The 19,776-nt window shown below is 65.0% G+C and carries 17 protein-coding genes and 2 pseudogenes; 6 read left to right on the top strand and 13 right to left on the bottom strand.

The annotated features are described in order from the left end of the window. Nucleotides 1-9: 9 nt before the first annotated feature. The 3 genes from AB0876_RS08075 to AB0876_RS08065 all read right to left on the bottom strand — a co-directional run bounded on the left by AB0876_RS08075 (nucleotide 10) and on the right by AB0876_RS08065 (nucleotide 1,381). The gene (locus AB0876_RS08075) at nucleotides 10-468 is read right to left on the bottom strand and encodes a hypothetical protein (protein WP_526041677.1); all 459 of its coding nucleotides are present in this window, start codon (nucleotides 466-468) and stop codon (nucleotides 10-12) included. Between the two features lie 85 nt (nucleotides 469-553). Beyond that, the gene (locus AB0876_RS08070; RefSeq protein ID WP_526041676.1) at nucleotides 554-1,039 is read right to left on the bottom strand and encodes an SRPBCC family protein; all 486 of its coding nucleotides are present in this window, start codon (nucleotides 1,037-1,039) and stop codon (nucleotides 554-556) included. A 3-nt stretch (nucleotides 1,040-1,042) separates the two neighbouring features. Next, the gene (locus tag AB0876_RS08065) at nucleotides 1,043-1,381 is read right to left on the bottom strand and encodes an ArsR/SmtB family transcription factor (protein WP_491839476.1); all 339 of its coding nucleotides are present in this window, start codon (nucleotides 1,379-1,381) and stop codon (nucleotides 1,043-1,045) included. Between the two features lie 171 nt (nucleotides 1,382-1,552). On the opposite strand from AB0876_RS08065, the gene AB0876_RS08060 reads away from it, so the two are divergent. Continuing rightward, entirely contained in the window at nucleotides 1,553-3,418 is a 1,866-nt protein-coding gene (locus tag AB0876_RS08060; RefSeq protein ID WP_526041675.1) for a hypothetical protein, read from the top strand. A gap of 37 nt (nucleotides 3,419-3,455) precedes the next feature. On the opposite strand, the gene AB0876_RS08055 is transcribed toward AB0876_RS08060, so the two are convergent. Beyond that, nucleotides 3,456-3,872 carry a nuclear transport factor 2 family protein gene (locus AB0876_RS08055; RefSeq protein ID WP_499047958.1) on the bottom strand — a complete coding sequence of 139 codons (417 nt, stop codon included), beginning with the start codon at nucleotides 3,870-3,872 and terminating at the stop codon, nucleotides 3,456-3,458. A gap of 102 nt (nucleotides 3,873-3,974) precedes the next feature. Here AB0876_RS08055 and AB0876_RS08050 point away from each other — a divergent pair, with 102 nt between their 5' ends. Further along, the gene (locus tag AB0876_RS08050) at nucleotides 3,975-4,550 is read left to right on the top strand and encodes a PadR family transcriptional regulator (RefSeq protein ID WP_526041674.1); all 576 of its coding nucleotides are present in this window, start codon (nucleotides 3,975-3,977) and stop codon (nucleotides 4,548-4,550) included. Here AB0876_RS08050 and AB0876_RS08045 read toward each other — a convergent pair. Together AB0876_RS08045 and AB0876_RS08040 are read right to left on the bottom strand one after the other, a co-directional pair. Next, entirely contained in the window at nucleotides 4,507-5,547 is a 1,041-nt protein-coding gene (locus AB0876_RS08045; RefSeq protein WP_526041673.1) for a hypothetical protein, read from the bottom strand. The two genes, AB0876_RS08050 and AB0876_RS08045, sit on opposite strands and share 44 nt — an antisense overlap. Next, nucleotides 5,511-5,724 (bottom strand): annotated as a pseudogene (locus tag AB0876_RS08040) (hypothetical protein). The gene AB0876_RS08045 and the pseudogene AB0876_RS08040 overlap by 37 nt, the downstream one beginning before the upstream one ends. A 101-nt stretch (nucleotides 5,725-5,825) precedes the next feature. On the opposite strand from AB0876_RS08040, the gene AB0876_RS08035 reads away from it, so the two are divergent. Beyond that, on the top strand, nucleotides 5,826-6,857 hold the full coding sequence (locus tag AB0876_RS08035) for a fused (3R)-hydroxyacyl-ACP dehydratase subunits HadA/HadB (protein WP_064880320.1): 1,032 nt from the start codon (nucleotides 5,826-5,828) through the stop codon (nucleotides 6,855-6,857). A 15-nt stretch (nucleotides 6,858-6,872) separates the two neighbouring features. Here AB0876_RS08035 and AB0876_RS08030 read toward each other — a convergent pair. From AB0876_RS08030 to AB0876_RS08010, 5 genes and pseudogenes are all read right to left on the bottom strand, one after another. After that, nucleotides 6,873-9,772 (bottom strand): annotated as a pseudogene (locus AB0876_RS08030) (MMPL/RND family transporter). Next, nucleotides 9,769-10,194 (bottom strand): MmpS family transport accessory protein, encoded by a 426-nt coding sequence (locus AB0876_RS08025; protein ID WP_526041927.1) that lies wholly within the window; start codon nucleotides 10,192-10,194, stop codon nucleotides 9,769-9,771. The pseudogene AB0876_RS08030 and the gene AB0876_RS08025 overlap by 4 nt, the downstream one beginning before the upstream one ends. Nucleotides 10,195-10,436: 242 nt before the next feature. Next, nucleotides 10,437-11,084: a maleylpyruvate isomerase family mycothiol-dependent enzyme gene (locus tag AB0876_RS08020; protein ID WP_448444535.1), complete on the bottom strand. Its 648-nt coding sequence runs from the start codon at nucleotides 11,082-11,084 to the stop codon at nucleotides 10,437-10,439. Nucleotides 11,085-11,095: 11 nt separating this feature from the next. Continuing rightward, nucleotides 11,096-11,854, bottom strand: coding sequence for an SCO6745 family protein (locus AB0876_RS08015; protein ID WP_526041672.1), 759 nt, complete (start codon nucleotides 11,852-11,854; stop codon nucleotides 11,096-11,098). A gap of 22 nt (nucleotides 11,855-11,876) precedes the next feature. Beyond that, on the bottom strand, nucleotides 11,877-12,656 hold the full coding sequence (locus AB0876_RS08010) for a glycoside hydrolase domain-containing protein (RefSeq protein ID WP_448444531.1): 780 nt from the start codon (nucleotides 12,654-12,656) through the stop codon (nucleotides 11,877-11,879). A 141-nt stretch (nucleotides 12,657-12,797) separates the two neighbouring features. Here AB0876_RS08010 and AB0876_RS08005 point away from each other — a divergent pair, with 141 nt between their 5' ends. Continuing rightward, a complete protein-coding gene (locus AB0876_RS08005; RefSeq protein ID WP_526041671.1) occupies nucleotides 12,798-14,849 on the top strand; it encodes a class I adenylate-forming enzyme family protein in 2,052 nt (683 codons plus the stop codon). Between the two features lie 28 nt (nucleotides 14,850-14,877). Here AB0876_RS08005 and AB0876_RS08000 read toward each other — a convergent pair whose 3' ends face one another. After that, a complete protein-coding gene (locus tag AB0876_RS08000) occupies nucleotides 14,878-15,906 on the bottom strand; it encodes a coiled-coil domain-containing protein (RefSeq protein WP_526041670.1) in 1,029 nt (342 codons plus the stop codon). Nucleotides 15,907-16,132: 226 nt separating this feature from the next. On the opposite strand from AB0876_RS08000, the gene AB0876_RS07995 reads away from it, so the two are divergent. Continuing rightward, nucleotides 16,133-16,969 (top strand): peptidoglycan-binding domain-containing protein, encoded by an 837-nt coding sequence (locus AB0876_RS07995; protein WP_064880305.1) that lies wholly within the window; start codon nucleotides 16,133-16,135, stop codon nucleotides 16,967-16,969. A gap of 26 nt (nucleotides 16,970-16,995) precedes the next feature. Here AB0876_RS07995 and AB0876_RS07990 read toward each other — a convergent pair whose 3' ends face one another. Next, nucleotides 16,996-17,838 (bottom strand): NHL repeat-containing protein, encoded by an 843-nt coding sequence (locus AB0876_RS07990; RefSeq protein ID WP_526041669.1) that lies wholly within the window; start codon nucleotides 17,836-17,838, stop codon nucleotides 16,996-16,998. A 250-nt stretch (nucleotides 17,839-18,088) separates the two neighbouring features. Here AB0876_RS07990 and AB0876_RS07985 point away from each other — a divergent pair, with 250 nt between their 5' ends. Then, nucleotides 18,089-18,991, top strand: a complete 903-nt coding sequence (locus tag AB0876_RS07985; protein WP_064880301.1) for a serine hydrolase — start codon at nucleotides 18,089-18,091, stop codon at nucleotides 18,989-18,991. Nucleotides 18,992-19,776 lie beyond the last annotated feature (785 nt).

Here is a 19,776-nt window from a genome sequence, read left to right as displayed (position 1 = left end):
TCGGAAGCGCTAACCCCAGTAGGAGAAGTTGCAGACGGGCTTCACCTCGGTCTTGAACGACACCAGTTTGTCGCCGTCCATCGTGATGGTGCAAGTGAGCGTGGCACTTCCGCCATCGGCGGCGACCTCTGATTCCACCTCTTCATAAACGGAGTACTGCTTTTCCCACGGCAGCGTCACGTTCGATTCGGTCTGCTCGGCACCGCCGTTGATGCGGTAACGGATCGTCACGGGGGCGGATCCACCGAGGACCTTCATGACCGCGGTACCGACCGGCGCCCCGGTGGGCTCGGCCGCCTTGGGCGACTCGGTCGTCGTACGAGCCGGTTCGGTCGAGGAGCTCTCGGACGCCACATCGCTGGTGGTTTTCGCCACCGGGGTTCCTGCGGTCGTCGTGCATCCCGCGGCCACCGCCGCCGCCGACACGACACTGACGGTTACTGCGGCGAGACCCCTGAACGGACGCATACTTGAGATTACGACGCCGGGGTGGGCCCGGATCGCTTATCGCGACAAGTGATTCCCCACCGGGCCCGTTTCCCCACTCAGTCGGTCAGGATGCGATCAGCTCATCGATCTGGTTGATCGCCGACGAAGCGCCCTCGACCACACCCATGTTCAGGACCTGCTGAAGCCCTTCGGCGGACCCGTAGGTGCTCACGTAGACGGCTCGGGTGCCGCCGTTGTGCTCGGTAAAGGTGTAGACGTTCTTCGAGACGGGCATCTCGGGATTCGGGTTGAAGTCCTGGTCGGCGAATCCGTCGTCGAAGGAGAAACTCGTCGGCTCGTCGACGGCGGTGATCTCCCAGTAGCCCGCGTGCTTGTCGCCCTCCGGACCGGTCATGAAATAGGTGACACGGCCGCCGGGTGTGAGGCTGTGGTCGACCACGGTGGCCGGGTAGGTCGGCGGGCCCCACACCTTCTCCAGCTGCCGCGGGTCGGCGTACACCTGCCAGATGCGCTGCACCGGCGCCGCGAAGTCGGCGGTGATGGTCAGTGTCAATTTGTCCAGGTCGTGTTGGACGTCGGTCACGGGCATGGGTCAGTCCTCCTTGGGATCGGATGCGATCAATTCATCGATACGTGCGATGCGGCCACGCCAAACCTGTTCCAGCTCAGTCAACATGGACGCCACCGACCGCACTGCCTCCACGTCACCGCTGGCCAGCTGCTCACGACCGTTGCGCCGCTTGGTGATCAGCCCGGCCTTCTCCAGCACGGCGACGTGCTTCTGCACTGCCGCGAAGCTCATGTCGTACTTCGCCGCAAGCACCGAGACCGAGTGCTCTCCGGCCAGGACCCGGCGCATGATGTCCCGCCTGGTCCGATCGGCGAGCGCGTGGAACAGGGCGTCTGCCCGGTCCTCGTCGTGCTCGGTCACCTCCCAAACATACAACCGATTGGTTGTATGTTGTCAAGCGGTTCGTTCAGAATTCGTGACTGGCATCACACGTTGTCATATATATTGAGCCGGCATGTGTTCGCGGCGGCCGGCATTCCCGTCACCGGTGGATGCGAACAAGGTCGGGGAATGTCAAGGGGGACATCGATAATGGCGCACGGTTCACGCTGCCCGAAAACCGCCAAACGCCTGCCGCTGCGGTACGGCCTGTCCGTCATAGCCGTCGGGATCGGCGTCGGGATCGCAGGCACCAGCGGACACACCGTGGCGTGGGCGGACCCCGGCGCCTCCGGGTCATCCGGCTCAACGGGCCAGTCGTCGAGCCATTCGAGTTCGGGAACCGGGCACGGCCCCAAGAAGCCGGCCGACCGTCGCGGTAACCGACCGGGCAAGTCATCTCCGTCCTCGCCGAAGACCCCGGCGGCCGGCGCGACGTCCCCCGCGTCGTCCTCGTCGACCTCGCCGGACGATGACGACGACACCTCCGCTGTACGGTCCCCCTCCACCCCCAAAGCGAATTCGTCGGCGCCGCAGCAGGAGTCGATTGCCGACTTCGTCCGCGGGAAGCTCCGCGACATCAGGCCCACCGCTCCGGTCCGGCCCGACGGCACGCAGCCGGCCAAGTCAGACTTCTCGCCACGAGCCACCACGAAACGCCTGGCCGCGATCACGTCGTCCGCGATCACGGACGCCACGCCGTCACGGGCGCAGGCTTCGGAACTGTCTCAGGCACCCGCTCAGGCTCCGGCGATCAAGGCCACGCTGCCGGATCTCACCGCAATCGTCCGGACCGCCCCCGACACCGCCGCGAAGACGATCCAGCCGACCGCCAAGGTCGCCGCGGTCACCAGCACGACCGAGACCACGCCGAAACCGCCCGAGCCGCTGTCGCCGATCGCGAAGATCGCCGAGCTGCCCGGACGCATCGTCAACACGGTGCTGCAGGTACTGGACATCACCGTGTCCGCGAACGGCCCGAAGAGCCCGATCGACTTCGCGCCGATCAACAATGTCCTCTTCGCGGCGTTCCGCGAGATCGAAGGCCAGCTGGGTCTGACCAAAACGCCTGCCGCGCAACCGGTGCCGCCCACGATGACGTATGACGGGCCCACCACCGGCAAGACCCCGACGGTGTCGCAGTTCCTCAACGCCGCGACCGCCGCGTACGTGTGGGGCGGCACTCCGGGCGACCTGAAACCGTTCGTGGTCAACGGCAAGCAGATGCAATCGACCAACGTGCTGACCGGTATGTCCGGCAAGGCGTGGGTGACGCCGGAAGGCCAGATCATCATCGCCTACCAGGGCACGACGGGTGGCACGAACCTGCTGCACAACCCGCTGATCGCGATTTCTCAGGTGATCGCCGATACGCAGGTGATCTTCACCGATACCCCGCCCCAGGCCTTCCTCGACTCGGTGGCCTTCGAGCAGCAGGTGGAGGCCGCCGCGATCGCGCAGGGCTACCGCAAGGAAGACATCTTCGTCACCGGGCACTCACTCGGCGGATGGGAAGCGGCCTACGTCGCGCAGCAGACGGGCGTCGGCGGCGTCGGTTTCGAGAGCCCCGGCCTCAACACCACGGTGCCGGGCAACGGCGCCGACTCCGGGTTCGTCAACGTGCTGACCTACGGCGACACGGCGGCCTACTTCTCCACCGACCTGCCCGGACTGCAGCCGTTCATGCCGGAGTACGTGCCGGGTGGAGGCAGCAAGCCGCACTACGGATCGATCGTGATGATCGGCGATCCCGACGCCGCGATCCCGCTGATGAACTCGGCCGCGCTGCTGAGCACCGGACCGATCGGCGCCGCGATCTTCGTCGCCGACATCCTGGTGAACTTCCTCCAGTACCACCTGCCCGGCATCCAGGCCTACCACCTGGGCGTCAACCCCGACCCCGGCGTGGTGCCGTGGCTGGGCAACGCGTCGGGACCGGTGAACGCCGACTACGCCGACATGACGATTCCGGAACTGAAGAAGGCGGCATCGGATGCGGGGACGCTGATCAGGCCGTGAGCAGGCCGCTGGTCAAGCGACAGCGGCGAGCCGCTGATCAAGCAGTGGCGGACTCTCGCTGAATCTGTTCTGCCGCTTCGGCTTTGATCTGTTCGAATTGCGCAGCCATCGCCTCGGACAGTGCGGTGGCTCCCGACAGGGGCCGAACCATCACCATGAAGTCGTCGATCTTGCCTTCGTCGTCGACATGCAGGAAGTCGCACCCGGTGATCTTCTTGCCGTCCACCGTGGCCTCGAAGACCAGTGCGTGGTCACGGCCGTCGGTGTCGGCGATCTCGCGGATGTAGCGGAAGTCCTCGAACACCCGCATGACTCCGCGCAGGATCGCCGCAGTGATCGGCTTGCCCGGATACGGCTTGAACGCCACCGGACTGGTGAACACCACGTTGTCGGCCAGCAATGCCTCGATCGCCGCCTCGTCACGTGCCTCGACTGCCTCCCGGAACGGATGCATATGACACCTCCTCAACCCATTCATCGACTAGCGGCGATGGTAGGCGCGCGCCATTCGTATAGTCAACATTTTGATTATTCACATTGCTGCTAGCATCGGCTCATGGCGTTACGCGACGCGATCCTGGCCACGCTGCTCGACGGCGAGGCGTCGGGCTATGACCTGGCCAAAGGGTTTGATGCGTCAGTCGCCAACTTCTGGATGGCAACGCCCCAGCAGCTCTACCGCGAACTGGACCGCATGTCCGCCGAGGGTCTGATCGAAGCGCGGCTCGTCGAACAGGACCGGCGGCCCAACAAGCGCCTGTATTCGCTGACCGACGCGGGTCGCAAGGCCTTGCTCGAGTTCACCGAGGTGCCGCCCAAACCCGGGGCAATCCGGGAGGATCTCCTGGTACAGATCCAGGCCGTGGACTCGGGCAACATCGAGGCCGTCCGCTCCGCGCTCGCCGAACGCCTGGAATGGGCTACTGCCAAGCTCGCGCGGTACCGGCGCGGCCAGGACCACCTCCTGGCCGGACGTACCGAAGACGCCTACCTGGCCAAGGCCGACCGCATCGGCCCCTACCTGACGCTGCTGCGCGGCATCCGATTCGAGGAAGAGAACATCGAGTGGGCGAGCCGGGCGCTGGCCGTCATCGAGCAGCGACTGGCTGCGGTCGACCGACCGCTTCGATGACGGTCTCCTGCGGCTCGGTGACCCAGGCACTGAATACCGGCACGCCGCGCCACGCCGCCGGCCCGTCCGAGCGGTCCGCGCAGGCCAGGACCGCGTACGGGCGGTTGAACCGGATCTCGATCCGGCGCACCAGAACTTCGTGGAACTGCGGCACCGATCCGGCGACCATGTCGAAGGCCGTCACCGCCGCCGCCTTGAACCCTTCCCTCGTGTACGACGCCACGGCCGACTGCTTGGCGGTGAACTCCACCGGCAGGTCCTCGCGCCTTGCGAAGCCGCGGAGACTGTCGAACACCGGGGCGATGCCGGGGGCCTCGTTCAGGTCGTGGTCGCTGGTCGCCGACCAGGCCGGCAGATAACTACGCCACTCGGCGTGAACGTCCGGGCCCCCGACCCGGCGTTCGCGGCGCTCGGTCACCGTCCATGCGTGCCCGTCGGCCAGTTCTTCGACCGGGACCCGGCGCGCGCCGCGCTCGTGGCCCCGTAGCATCGCGGCCGCCTGATGTGCCGCGATGCCCACATCGTGGGGCGCGACCTCGGGCGCGGCGATCACGCTGAGGACGTCGAGCGCCGACGACGAGGGCGGTACGGCCACCGCGACCAGACCAGCGGCATCGGTCTCGACGATCAGCTGAATTCCGTCCGAGAGCATCAACGCCGTACCGATCGCCGTACCGAAGGCCCCGCCCAACTCATTCGTGGTGCCCAGCGGTCGCGCCCAGCCGATGTCGGTGGCCAGTGCCGAGGCAAGTACCAACCTGGTCAATTCGTCCAGCTGCAGCGGGAATTCGTCGATCAGCCCGCCGGTGCGGTCCCGCGCCCAGGCATCGGCTCGCGCCTGATCCGGGACCGGACCCCGCTCCACCACATCGGGCAGGGTCCGCACCCAGTCGTCGAACGCCGGGCCGAGCTTGCGATCCCACACCGCCGCGAGCGCGGACACCGCCGGGTGCGGGTCACTCAACAGCGCGCCGGCCCGCCCAGCGGCGTCATCCACGGTCGTCCCGAGCACAGCCTCCAGATCGCGGCGGGCAGTTCCGTGCGTGGCGGGCCCCACCAGTGCCAACAACAGCCACAACCCCAACGGTGAGGCCACTGCGTGCCCACCGAGAACGTGCCGGTTGAACTGGGCAGCGTAGGCAGACACAAGCTCGGGGTTACCGGGGCCGGACATGGGCGAACCCTAACTGCCGGTTTTATGCCTGGTGCCGCACAGACGTTAATGTGCTTTCGTCGGCTTCAGCGAACAAGTCGATAGAAAAGTTGAGCAAATCCATGACCGCAGCACCAGAAGCATCGGCGCTCGAAGCCCGCGTCGGCCACTACTACGAGGCGGACGGCCTCTACCTGGTAGGCCGCGAGAAGGTACGCGAGTACGCGCGTGCCGTGCAGGACTATCACCCCGCACACTGGGACGTCGACGCCGCGGCGAAGCTGGGGTACGCCGGGCTGGTCGCGCCGCTGACCTTCACCTCGACCCCGGCCATGGCCTGCAACCGGCGCATGTTCGAATCGGTGGTCGTCGGGTACGACACCTACCTGCAGACCGAAGAGGTCTTCGAGCAGCATCGGCCGATCGTGGCAGGTGACGAACTGAAGATCGACATCGAATTGACGGCGGTTCGCAGGATCGCGGGCCGCGACATGATCACCGTCACCAACACCTTCACCGACACCGCCGGCGAGCGGGTCCACACCCTGCACACCACCGTCGTCGGCGTCACCGCAGACGACATCAATCCGGCGACGATGACCGCCGTCCAGAACGCGATGATGCACGACGTCGACTTCTCCGGTATCGGCGCATCCGATGACGATTATGTGAAGACCGTGCGCCCCGAAGGCGAAGTACGGATCTCCGAAGGCGGCCTCACCCGCACGCCCGGAACCCTGTCCTTCGACGACCTCAAGGTCGGCGACGAACTTGGGGTGCACCACACCCGGCTGTCGCGCGGCGACCTGGTGAACTATGCCGGCGTGGCCGGCGATGCCAACCCGATTCACTGGGACGAGGACATCGCCAAGCTTGCCGGGCTGCCCGACGTGATCGCCCACGGCATGCTCACCATGGGGCTCGGCGCCGGCTTCGTCTCCGCGTGGTCGGGTGACCCCGGTGCCGTCACCCGCTACGCGGTGCGGTTGTCCCAGCCGGCGATCGTGTCGGCCAAGGAGGGCTGCGATATCGAGTTCAGCGGAAAGATCAAGTCGCTGGACCCCGAGACCCGCACCGGCGTCATTCTGGTCGCGGCGAAATCCGAGGGAAAGAAGATCTTCGGCCTGGCGACGCTGAACATCCGCTTCAGCTGACCCGCTGACGCCGCCTCACGACGCCACCTCCGCCGGATCTCGCTGGATGGGCTTGGGCCATGGGGAACGCGGCGGGCGCGGCCGCACCCGCTGCGGCCACCAGAACCACCGCCCGAGCAGAGTGGCGATCGACGGTGTCATCAACGCCCGGATGACGAACGTGTCGAACATCAGGCCCAGGCCGATGGTGGTGCCGACCTGGCCGATCACGATCAGCTTGCTGACCGCCATCGAAGCCATGGTGAACGCGAACACCAGCCCCGCGGCGGTGACCACCGGACCGCTGCCACCCATGGCGCGAATGGTGCCGGTCTTCAACCCGGCATGGATTTCCTCTTTCATCCGCGACACCAGCAACAGGTTGTAGTCCGCGCCGACGGCCACCAGCACGATGACCGACATCGGTAGCACCATCCAGTGCAGCGGTATCCCGACGATGTGCTGCCATATCACCACGGAGAGTCCGAAGGCGGTGGCCAAGCTGACCACCACGGTGCCGACGATGACCGCCGCGGCCACCAGAGCCCGGGTGAGGATCATCATGATGATGAGGATCAACATCAGCGCAGCCGTTGCCGCGATCAACAAGTCGTAGTCGGCACCCTGCTGCATGTCCTTGAACATCGCCGCGGTACCGCCGAGATAGACAGAGGATCCCTCCCACGGTGTTCCCCTGATGGCCGCGGCCGCAGCGTTCTTCAGCAGCTCGGAACGGGACGTGCCTTCGGGCGTCAGCGGGTCGCCTTCATGAATGATGGTGAACCGCACGGCCTTTCCATCCGGCGACATCATCAGCTTCATGCCTCGCTGAAAATCATCGGTTTCGAACGCTTCCGGGGGAATGTAGAACGAATCATCGTTCTGGGCTTTGTCGAACGCCTCTCCCATCGCGGTGCTGTCCTTCTGCTGCGCCATGGTCTGGTCCTGCTGCGTCTTCTGAACCTGATACTGATTGAGCATCATCTGCTTCTGGTTCTTCATCGACTGGATCATCGACGGCATCAATGCGACCAGTTGCGGCATCACGGCGTCCAGGCGCTCCAGGTCGGGTACGAGATCCTGAATGTCGTCAGACAACGTGTTGATTCCGTCGAGAGTATCGAATATCGACCGCAACGCCCAGCACACCGGGGTATCGAAACAGTGTGGCTCCCAATAGAAGTAGTTTCGGATCGGCCGGAAGAAGTCATCAAAGTCGGCAATGTGGTCGCGAACCTCATTGGTATCCGTCGAGGTCTTCTTCGTCTTCTGCACCATGCTGTGGGTGACCGCAGCCATCTGCTGGGTGATGGACTGCATCTTCTGCATCGTGTCGATGGAGGTCTGCATCTCGCCCGCCTGGGCCAGGATGTTGTCGATGACCCCCTGCTGGTAGTCGTTGCCCATGATCTGGCCCGTGCCGCTCTGGCTGAGTGTGTACGGGATCGTCGAGTGCTCAATGGGTTTGCCGTCGGGGCGGGTGATGGTCTGCACCTGGGCGATGCCCGGCACCTGCGCCAGCGCCTTGGCGATCTTGTTGATCACGAGGAAGTCAGCTGGATTCCGCAGATCGTGGTCCGTCTCGATCATCATCACGTCGGGATTCATCCTGGCCTCGGAGAAGTGTCTGGTCGCAGCCGCGTAACCGACATTCGCCGACACATCAGGGGGCAGATATCTCCGATCGTTGTAGATGGTGTGATAGCCGGGCAGGGCAAGCAGACCGAGCAGGCACGCCGACACCGCGAACACCAGCAGCGGGCCGGGCCAGCGGACCGCCGCGGTGCCGACCCGGCGCCACCCTCTGGCCTTCGACTTCCCGCGCGGCTCCAGGAACTTGCCCCAGCGGCTGGCTATCGAGATCAGCGCGGTTCCGAACGTCAGCGCTGTCGCGACGACGAACGCGCCATACCGACGGCCAAGGGGAAGCCCATCGTCTGGAAGTAGGGCAGCCGGGTGAAGTGAAGGCAGAAGGTGGCGCCCGCGATGGTCAGGCCCGAGGCCAGTACGACGTGGGCAGTCCCTTCAAACATGGTGTAGTACGCCGATTCTCGATCCTCGCCGGCTCGGCGCGCCTCGTGATATCGGCCGACCAGGAAGATCCCGTAGTCGGTCACCGCGGCGATGGCCAGGGTCACCACCATGTTCGTCGCGAAGGTTGTCAGGCCAAAGACGTTGTAGTAACCCAGGAATGCGACCAGCCCACTGGCACCCGCCAGTCCGGCGATAAGCAGTACGCACAGGAGAAGCGTGGTGGTCACGGATCGGTAGATCACCAACAGCATGACGATGATGACCCCGAAGGTGACCATCTCGATCATCCGCATGCTCTCGTCGCCGATCCTGTTCTGATCCGAGCTCGTCGCCGCCGCGCCCGTCACGTACGCCTTGACCCCCGGCGGCGCCGGGCTCTCCTCGGCGATCTGACGAACGGCGTCCACCGATTCATTGGCCAATGCCTCGCCTTGATCGCCCGCGAGGTAAACCTGGACATACGCGGCCTTGCCGTCGACGCTCTGGGCTCCCGCCGCCGTGAACGAGTCGCCCCACAGGTCCTGCACGTGCTCTACGTGTTTGGTGTCGGCGCGCAGGTCGCGGATCATCTTGTCGTAGTACGCGTGCGCGTCGGCACCCAACTTGTCCTGTCCCTCGATCACGATCATCACCGAGCTACTGCTGCGGTATTCCTCGAATTTCGTGCCGATACGTTTGATGGCGATCATCGACGGCGCATCGTTGGGGCTCATCGACACCGACCGCATCTTGCCCACTTCCTCAAGTTGGGGCACGACGGTGTTGAGAATCGCGATCAAGGCGATCCAGATAACGATGATCGGGACAGCGAAAATCCGGATGAACCGGGGGATGACCGGCCGCGACTTGTGACGCCGGCCTGGAACGGGAGCGGTCGGCGCATCGTCCACAGGCGCGCTCATGCTGCCTTCACCAGGCAGAAGGTTTGTGCGTTCACTCCGGTAGCCGTCCTCTCGTCCTTGACGACGTCATCGACGGTGATTCGGCAACCGATGCTGTCGCCGTCGGTCTGGGCCAAGATGTTCGGTGACGCCGAGGGGGCCGTAGTCGTCAACGTCAGGCTCCAGGGCAGCCCCACGGTTCCGGCACGCTGTGGAATTCCGTCAAGATCCTTGTAGTTGATCACCGCCGCACCGCTCGAGCCGTACACCTCATAGGTGACGACCTTGGGATTGAACTTCTCCGCGGTGTCAGCGCCGATCGGTGTGACCAGCACCGGATGCGCACCGAAGATCGTCCTCAGGTGCGAGACCGTGAGAAAGCCAACGGACAGGGCAACCACGATGGCGATCGGCAGCCAGACCTTCCGGAATATTTTTGTCAGCATCCCTGCCTCCCGAAGTTGACCAATGCAACCTTCGGCCACCTGCTGACCCGACCGATTTCCCAAGGCCATCGAACACGTGACCGCGGTACACGTGTCGGAAACCTATTGGCAGCTGTCATCGTCCGGCCTTTCGAAGTTTTCGAATGGCCACAGGATCTGGTGGTCGTCGTCAGCTTAAGGAGCAAACCTCGACCGCCGGACGAAAACGCAACGAAATGGGTGGTGAAGAGCTCGCTGCGCTAGTGCAGGCGCGAGTCCAGGGCAAGAAGTCCAGGGCCGGACAGGCGGTCGAACGCGACGGTGCGACCGCACACCGCCAGCATGATCGCAACGCCCGGACCGGAGACGGCCCGGCCCTCCCCCCATGTGCGCCCAGTATCCTCGTCGTGTAGCGCGATACCACGCAGGCGATTACGTGGGAAGAACCCGAATTGTGTTCGGCTGGTGAGGAAATCGAGCACCCGAGCGACGTGCTCAGGATCGGGCTGATGCGGAAGTCCCAGCGGGATGCGCATATCGGCGCCGTGCACCAAGACATCTGTCAGTCCCGACAACGGGCCGGTGATGGGCGGGCTGAGCCGATAGTCGGCGCGACGACGGAGCGTCTCGGCGATCTCGGCAGCTGACGCCTGGGCCCGGCGGCGGGCCAGTGCATCGATGCCACGGTCGATATCACCGTGGCGGATACCGCTGACCAGGAATCCCCAGAACCCGTCGGTGAAATCGCTGACCAGATGAGCCGCAACCGTCTTGACGTCCCAGCCCGCGCACAGGCTCGGTGTGGCCAACTGGTCGGCATCGAGCCCCTCGACCAGGGTGGCGATCGACCGGCGCTCGTCGGCCACCGCCGCGAACACCCGCTCGCGCTCGTCTCGGCTCAACCGCACAGATCGGCCTTTCAGCCCGGGACACCGGCTTTGAAGGTGGCCAACGCTTCGGTGCTCAGCCGGGCGAGCTCGTCGGCCTCGGCCTGATCAAGGGCGGCCTCGAAGATCTCGACCATCCGCCGGTTGGTCGACTGCTCGATCTCGGCGTACCGGTCCTTCTTGTCTTCACCGTCGGCGAATGGCTCGGGCCAACCGAACATCGCGGTGTACTGGGGCCCCTTGTTGAGCATGTGTGCCTCCACCGGGGCGATACCCGAGATCGTGAGCGCGTTGAAGTGAACGCCCGCGCGCAGTTCACGGAGCACGAACATCACCTGCAGCGCCCGCGCCGGGGCATCGTCGGCCAACGGCATCGCGCGCCACCCCGCGAACAGCGGCAGGCCCGCGATCGGCGTCGCGGCGATGAGCTTCTCCCCCAGTTCGGAGATGCGATCCAGCCCTTCGGCAGCGGACAGGTACTTGCGTCCGAACTCCGCGGCCTGCTCCCAATACTGTTGTGCCGCACCCTCAGCGCCGCGGACCGCGACGCCTTCATCCCACATCGCGGCAAGGCCGGTCGGCTCGAACACCGCGAAAACGGCACTGACCGTGGCACCGGACGCATCACCCAGCACCCCGCCGCGGCCTGCGACATACCCCGCCAGCGGATTCTCGTAGCCGGCGGCGATACTGGCCGCGAAGTTCTCCGGATGCAGCATGAAGATCGCGACCGCCTGCTCCATCGCCGTACCGGTAGCGGCAGCAGCGTTCAGCATGTCGGTGTTGGTCATGACAGTGATTCCTCCTGGTGCATCATCTGGCGAGATCCCACTGGCCGTAATCGGCTGCGAGAACGTCATTCACGTCGACGTGGATACCGTCGATCACGAAACCCGGGTCGGATGCGGTCACGACCTCTCTCTGGAACAGCACGGCAGCCGGCTCACGCTCACCCCGCGACCATGCCTTCGTCTGCCAGGCCCACCGGTAGCCGGGAGTGCTGGAGGCGCCGACCACACCGTCGGCTAGCGCCCATCCACATTGCCTGCGACCGCCGTAGATTCCGGTCCGCGCCACCCCCAGCACGGAGTTGATCCCCCGAAACCACTGGACTGCCAAACGTTTCCACGTTGCCGCGTCGATGTCCTCATCGACGCTGAAGAAGATCGGTGCCGATGCCGGACCGCCCGCCGCGGTATGGAGCCCCAACGCCGTCCGCGCGTCGGCCACACCTCCGTCGTACCCGCGGGTGAAGTCCGACGGCGTCGGCCACCCGGGCTTGCCGAACTGGTAGCAGCTGACGACCTGCAAGCCGGCCGCGCGGAGGCGATCGGCGTAGTCACGGGTGACGGGCTTGAAATCGAACGTGGCGCCCGGCCGCAACTCGGACACATAGACCAACGCACCGCCGAACCCCGCGGACTTGAGCTGTTCGGGCTGGACCAGCCGGTCGGCGAAATCGACGATCTGCAGACCGTCGGCCGAGGCCGTCGGTGCGCCGGCTGACGCAGTCAACGCACCCGGGACAACCAAGGCCGGGGCCAGGACAGCGGCATACCTGAGGACTTCGCGTCGTGAAGCGGATGGCGTCACGCAGGAAGCGTATCCCCTGTTGCCTCCGCTGAGTGTTGCGGCGTTGGAGCCAGAACTGCTCCGTATCGCGGGCCGATGAACCACAATGTGTTCACTCAGTTGGCGGCCGAGCGAACAGACGATCGACTGGCAGGACCACCCGTGCGACGTGACGTGATCGATTTCGACGTGATGCTGGATCATTCATGTCCGGATATCTGGGAGGTCCTGCAATCACCCGAGGAGTATCCGCGATTCTTTCGCGGACTCGGGTCGTGCGAGCAGACCTCTGACCATGCGCAGCAGTTCGAGCTCCGGTTCTCCACCCCCCGCGGCACAGTCGTTGTTCACGAGATGCACCTGACAGTTCGGCGCTCCGGCAGGGAGATGCTCCTCCACGCCACCCAGATGCCCGAAAGTTCGGTGTCGATTCGGCTGACTCCCGGAGCGAACGACACCCGGATCGCAGTGACCGCCTTCTCCATCGGCCAGCTTCACCCTGACCTGGCCAAGATCGACGACAGCGCCGTCGAAAACTGGGTCCGAGAAGGCCTACAGCGCATTGCCGACTATCTGGCCGGCAAGCCATCCTCACTCCTGGTCAACATGGGCGACATGCGCTCCCTGCAGCTCAGCGTCGCCAAGACCATGGTCCTCAGTGGCGTTGTGCGGGCATCCCGGCCCGATCGCGGACTGCGACAACTCAACTCCCTGTCCAAGTGGGGATTCACCCTGGCCGGCGGCCTCACCTCCGCCGCTGCCCGATCACCCCGCAACCTTGCGTTGATCGATGGCCTCGGGCAATCGACCTATGCGGAAGTGGCTGAGCGCACCACCTCCATCGCGTCGGGTCTCACCACCGTCGGCTTCACCGCGAACAGCAAGCTCGCCATCCTGGCGCGCAATCACTCGGCGATGGTGGAGTGCATGGTGGCGGCCAGCAAGCTGGGCGCCGACCTCGTGTTGCTCAACACCGGTCTGGCCGCGCACCCGATCGAAGAGATCATCCGCCGCCATGCCGTCGACGCGATATTCGTCGACGAGGAGTTCGAGCAGCAGGTGCGCTATCTCCCCGCCGAGATTCCCCGCATCGCCACGCGCCCCGCTTCCGCTGCACCGCAGCGTCGTTCGATCGGCGACCTGATCTCGGCCGGTACCAACAACGGGCCACTGGCCCCGCCGAAACAGCCGGGCAAGCTGGTCGTTCTCACCTCCGGTACAACGGGCACACCGAAAGGTGCGCGCCGACCCACCCCACAGGGCTTCGGCACGATCGCCGCGATGCTGTCCCGGATGCCGCTGCGTCGCGACGAGGTGATGCTGGTGGCCGCGCCACTGTTCCACGCCTGGGGCCTGGCCGCGCTGCAGCTCAGTGCCGCGCTGCGTGCGACGGTGGTGCTGATGGAACGGTTCGACGCTGAAGAGTGTCTGAAAACCATTGCGCAACACCGATGCACGGTCCTGATTGCCGTACCGGTCATGCTGCAGCGGATTCTTGAGTTGCCGGTCTCCGTGATCAATCGATACGACACGTCGTCGCTGAGGGTGGTTGCCAGCAGTGGGTCGCCGATCCCCGGAGCCTCCGTCATCAAGTTCATGGATACCTTCGGCGACATCCTGTACAACTTCTACGGCTCGACCGAAGTGTCCTGGGCGACGATCGCCGACCCGACCGACCTTCGCGCCGCCCCGACCACCGCCGGTCGGCCTCCGCTCGGTACCCGCATCGCCATACTCGATCAGGCGGGCGATCCCGTGCCGGTCGGCGCCGTCGGTCGCATCTTCGTCGGCAACGACATGCTGTTCGACGGCTACACCAACGCAGCGTCACCTGCCATCAAAGACCAACTGATGGACACCGGCGATGTCGGATACCTCGACGCCAGTGGGCGCCTCTTCGTCGCCGGACGCGACGACGAGATGATCATCTCCGGCGGCGAGAACGTTTTTCCGCGGCCCGTCGAAGAAGCGCTCGCGCTGTTGCCACAGGTCTCCGAAGTCGCGGTGATCGGCGTTCCCGATCCGGTGTTCGGCCAACGCCTCGCGGCGTTCGTCGTCGTTGCCGACGGCGCCTCTCTCGACCAGGAAATGGTCAAGAATTACATCCGAAACCGCCTGAGCCGCTTCTCGATTCCGCGCGACGTCACCTTCCTCGACAAGTTGCCGCGCACGACGACAGGCAAGATCATCAAACGTAGCCTGCTCGAGGGATAGCCCGACCGAAGGCTGCGCGGCATCGCGGTCAGTGGCGCGGCGTCGTGGTGATGTGCACGTGGTCGTAGTGGCCGTAACCCGATGACTGCGAACCGCTCGGCGTGTAATAGGTGCCGCGCCAGATCACGTCCTGCAACCCGAATCGGGCCGCATTGCTCAGCGCGTACGCGAGAATCTCGTCGCCGAGCGCGATGCCCTCAGGGCTTCCGGGGTTGGGAATCATGATGTCGATCGCCAGACCGCTGGGATGCCACGGCTTCGAATCCGGCCGGACCCCGTCGATGTCGGCGATCTGGGGAAAGCGCGCGCTGACGGCCCGGGCGGCCAGGATGGTGTTGGGCTGTAACCCGACCTCGGAGGCGACACCGACCGGCAACCCTTCCGGGATGTCTGCGGGAGCGCCCACGGGAAGTGATCCCGCGTTGTCGACGATTGCCTGCTGTTGCGGTGCCAGTGCGCCGTACTGCGCCTCTGCGGCGGCGATCTGCCGCTGCAGTTCACTCCATTTGGCCTGAAGGTCTGCGCGCACAGCGGAGGCTTGCTCGACGGCGGCGCGGGCATCAGCGGCCGATGTCTCTGACGCCTGCGCGGCGGCCGCCGCGCGCTGATGCGTCGCCTTGAAGGCGAACATGTCATCGGCCGACTTGGCAGCCACGACCCGTTGCAACGACAGCTTGTCGATCAGTTGTCGCGGCGAGCCTGCGGTCAGCACCGCTGCCATCTGACCGTCGCCGCCGCTCATATAGGTCATTGCCGCCACCCGGTTGACCGCGGCCTGATAGGGCGCAAGCTGGACGTTGGCGGCGGCAAGGGCCTCCAGGTCCGCGCGGTGGCGGTCTTCGGCCGCGGTCTGGGCAGCAAGTTTGGCGTCGACATCGCGTTGAGCGGCAGTGACGGCCTCGCGACCCTGCACCGCCTGTCGGGACAACTCGTGGAGCTTCGACAGCGCGTCAGCCCCGGGCTCCGCCTTCACGTCGCCCATCGACGTCGCCACCACCAGGGCGGCGATGGCGGAACCGCACAGCGCTCGCCGCAGTGAATGGCGCACCCAGGTCATACGGATTTGTCACGATCTTTCGCTGCGAGGACCGTCGTGGCCCGGCTTGGACGTCTCGCACAGGCTACGAACTGGCATGGGAGATGTCGAGTCTCTCTTGAGCTGCTTTTCACGATGCCATCCGAAGAGTCGGGTAGCCGACTACTCGCGCACCCCGAAACGTGCCCGCCCAGGATTGGATCCATCAGCAAGCAGCCCGCTTGCGCGAACCAGAGGTGGACGAAAAATGGGACTCAACAGCATGCTCCTCACCTCGCCGGCTCGTGACGGTCAGCTCGAGGCCTGCCTGGTGTCTGATCCGGCGCACATCGGGGAGGGCATCCACGACGTCGGCGAGCACGTGCGGCGAATCCAGATCGCGCTGAATGAGGTCGATGCCGCCGGGCTCTCCGTGGACGGTGTGTACGGAGAAGGCACCGGCGACGCGGTGGAGGCATACAAGAACAAGCGCGGGATTCTGGGCCCGGGGCAGGTCACCGCAGACAGGATCGTCGGAAAAGGCACGATCAGACATCTCGACGACGACGTCAGGGATTTCGAGAGCCTGACGCCACCGGGAGACGGCCTGGTCTCACCCACGGAAGCGGGCGACCTACATGATCATTCGCAATGCCCGACCCCACCGCGCGTCTCCGCGCCGGGGCCCGACGGCCGTGCCCAGCATCAGGGGACCCCGATCAACCCGATCGGGAACGCCATGCGGATCAACATCTACGGCGAGGGGGAAACCGACTACCTCGGGTTCTCCGACTTCGCCACCGAGAGTCAGCATGCTCATGGCCGACCATTGACGGCCGGCCTGGTCAGTGGTTGCGCCAGCGATATCTGCATGCGCAGCGCGCCCATCAACCAGGTGACCCTCGAAGAGATTCGACGCCTGGCACAGTCAGCCCTCGTCGGTGGGTGCCGGTTCACCTACGCATCGAACCAAGTGCAGTTCTCGACCCCACGCGCGGACATTCTCAGCCTCGGCACCGTCATCCAGCAGCACCGCATCTCCGACCCCGCCGATCCCGGGAATCCTCAGTTCGACATGGAGGTGTGGGTCGTCGAAATGTTCTGACTGCCCAACCCGGGAGGAAACCCCGGCTACTCGGCAGCGAGCCTGACGATTGTGTCTCTCGTAGCGGTCTCGCGGAGGTTCGTGTTCATGACGTACACGTTGCCGTCGCCGTCGACCGTGATGGCGGATGGGCTTTGAAGCCCGTTGAACGGGAGTTCGACCCAGTCACCCCCGCCGGCCGGCATCCGAGACACCGTTGCGGCCTTCCGGTCGGTGGCATACAGATTGCCCGCGGCGTCCACCGCCAGCCCGCCCACCTTGTCCGGCGCCCCTGCCACCGGCTCGGCCTTCTCCGCGTCCTTCGCAATCTTCACGATCTTCTCGTCCATGGCTGCATACACGTTGTCGTCGGCGTCGATCACCAAGTGCCCCAACCCGTTGGTGATCTCGACGGAGAGCTCCGTGGGGGCGCTCGCGCCGGGCGTGAGCTTCAACAGCTTGTCGCGCTGGTTGTCGGCCAGGTAGACCGACCCGTCCTGGCCCACCGCCATCTGACCGTGCCTGGTGAGCTTGTCGAACGGCAGCGGCTCCGAGGTGCTGGAGCCGGGTGCGATCGTCTCGACGACGCCATCGAGAGTGGCAAAGGACAACCGGCCGTCCGGCGCAACCCCGAACGTCGACACAGGAGGATTGCCACTGGGCTTCATGGGCGTCGGCTGGGCCGCCCCCGGAATCAAGGTCGCGAACCCACCGATACCACCCAGATAGAGAACGTTCTTCGCGTCGACACCCATCTCCCGGTAGTCAAACCCACTGAACGGAATCGTGGTCTGCTCACCCGACTGCAACGGGACATCCTTGATCAGCGCGGTCGGCGCAGACCCCGGCGAACACGCCACCAGCACACTGCCCAGGACAGCAACGACCATGCCGAAGACACATCCTGCACTCGGACCCAGTTTCATCTGTCCCCTCCCGACAGTTCGGATCCTAAGCTTGCCCGTCCCAGCGGATGACTTCCTCTTCAGGCGCGCGTTTCGGTGAGCCGGGCCAGGGTGACTCGCCGGTCAGGTTGGTCGCCGCGCCTCCTCGGCCATCTGGGCGGCCGATTAAGCTGGTAGGACCGGCGGGCGCAGAGTCCATCCCAGCTGCCCTGGCTATGGATCAATTGGAGGACTTATGCGGAGGCGGCTGTCGAAGCCTGCGATGACGTGCATGGCGATCGTCGGCGTGGCGCTGCTCGTCAACGGTTCTGCGGCACCAGCTTGGTGCATGCCCGCAGCGCCGGTCATCGCCCCGCAGCCGCCGTTGACACCATTGGACGTGGATGCCGAGCCGCTGACGCCATGGGACGGACTCGATGCCCGCACCCGCCAGGCCACCGCCGACGCGGCCAAGTCCGGAGCCGACATCGAAGTCGTCGTGATGGACCGCGACACCGGTCAGATCGTCTCCAACGGTGCCAACCAACCCTTCCCGATCGCCTCGGTGGTGAAGCTGTTCATCGCCGACGACCTGCTGCTGCAGGAATCCAAGGGCGAGACGAAACTGTCTGCTGCGGACCGCAAATCGCTCGACATCATGCTCCGCTCCTCCGACGACGGCGCGGCCCAGACCTTCTGGGACCGCAGCGGAGGAAACGCGATCATCTCACGCGTCGTGGCGCGGTACGGATTGTCGGGCACCACCGCGCCCTACAACGGACACTGGGACGTCACGCAGAGCACCGCAAGTGACCTGGTCCGCTATTACGACATGCTGCTCGACGGCACTGGTGGGCTGCCTCCGGAACAGACCAGCGTGATCATCACCAACCTCGCCCAATCCACGCCGACGGGAACCGACGGATACCCGCAGCGCTTCGGCATCCCCGAGGGGCTGTTCGCCGAGGCGGTCGCCGTCAAGCAGGGCTGGTTCTGCTGCTGGAGCGGCGCCAACCAGCTGCACGTGTCCACCGGAGCGATCGGCCTGGACGCCCGCTATGTGATGGCGATCAGCTCCCTGGAACCGGGCGACGCCGCGGCCGCTCGCAACACCATCACTCAGGCCGTCAAGACCATGTTCCCCGGCGGGCACATCTGACGCCAGCCGTACTCGCTTACGTTCATGGCGTGTTGTCGGTGCTCTCGCGCAAGTAGGTTCTCATCCTCGGCTGAATCGACCGACCGTCTTGACGTGGCCTTTCGACCTTTGTCTCACGGTGACCGCACTGCCGTTGTCTCACGAGCCGTTGCATTTCCTACAAGTACCTCGAAGGTCATGGGCTCTAGATCTGTTGGACGCTGTAGCGGCTTGAGTTCAGGGCGGCGAGTTTCGTCGCGGTGAGGCCCTCCAACCGCCCGTGCTCGCTCGAACGGCGGTGCGACGTGCTGTCGAGATGCAGCGAAGGTTTATAGGACTCGCCTAATTGCCGTCAAGCAGCTTTGTCACCCCTGCGGCTGTTGTTGAGAATGTGATCGCTAAGCGGCATCATCCAATCGCACACCGACGGCGTCTTGTTCTTCTGCTCCTTCCATGCGACCTGCATCTCGGCCTCGTCGACGATTTTCTGAATTCCCTTGCCCTTCGCGGCGGTCCGGTGCAGGATGCTGCCGACGAAGACTTGCGGTCCGAGAATCCCTGCTGCGTAGCTGATTACGGCGGAGCGCTGCTCACCGACGGAGCGGCAGCCGCTACTTCTTCAAGTCCTGTGCTTCTCAAGTTCTGTGTTCACACCCGGCTCGCGGAGCTGCGTTGTTGGCGACGTTCTCAATTGATGTCCACGCCGCGAATTCTCACTTTGGTGTCCACTGCCACAGGACGGGGCATTGATTCGCGCCGTGTCTAATCCACCCTGACGGGCTCAATACCCGGCGTTTCGCCACTGA

The organism is Mycobacterium sp. NPDC049093 (assembly GCF_040704635.1).
Lineage (GTDB): Bacteria > Actinomycetota > Actinomycetes > Mycobacteriales > Mycobacteriaceae > Mycobacterium.
Note: the sequence above shows the minus strand (reverse complement) of the source record. Positions and strands in the feature narration are given on the sequence as shown.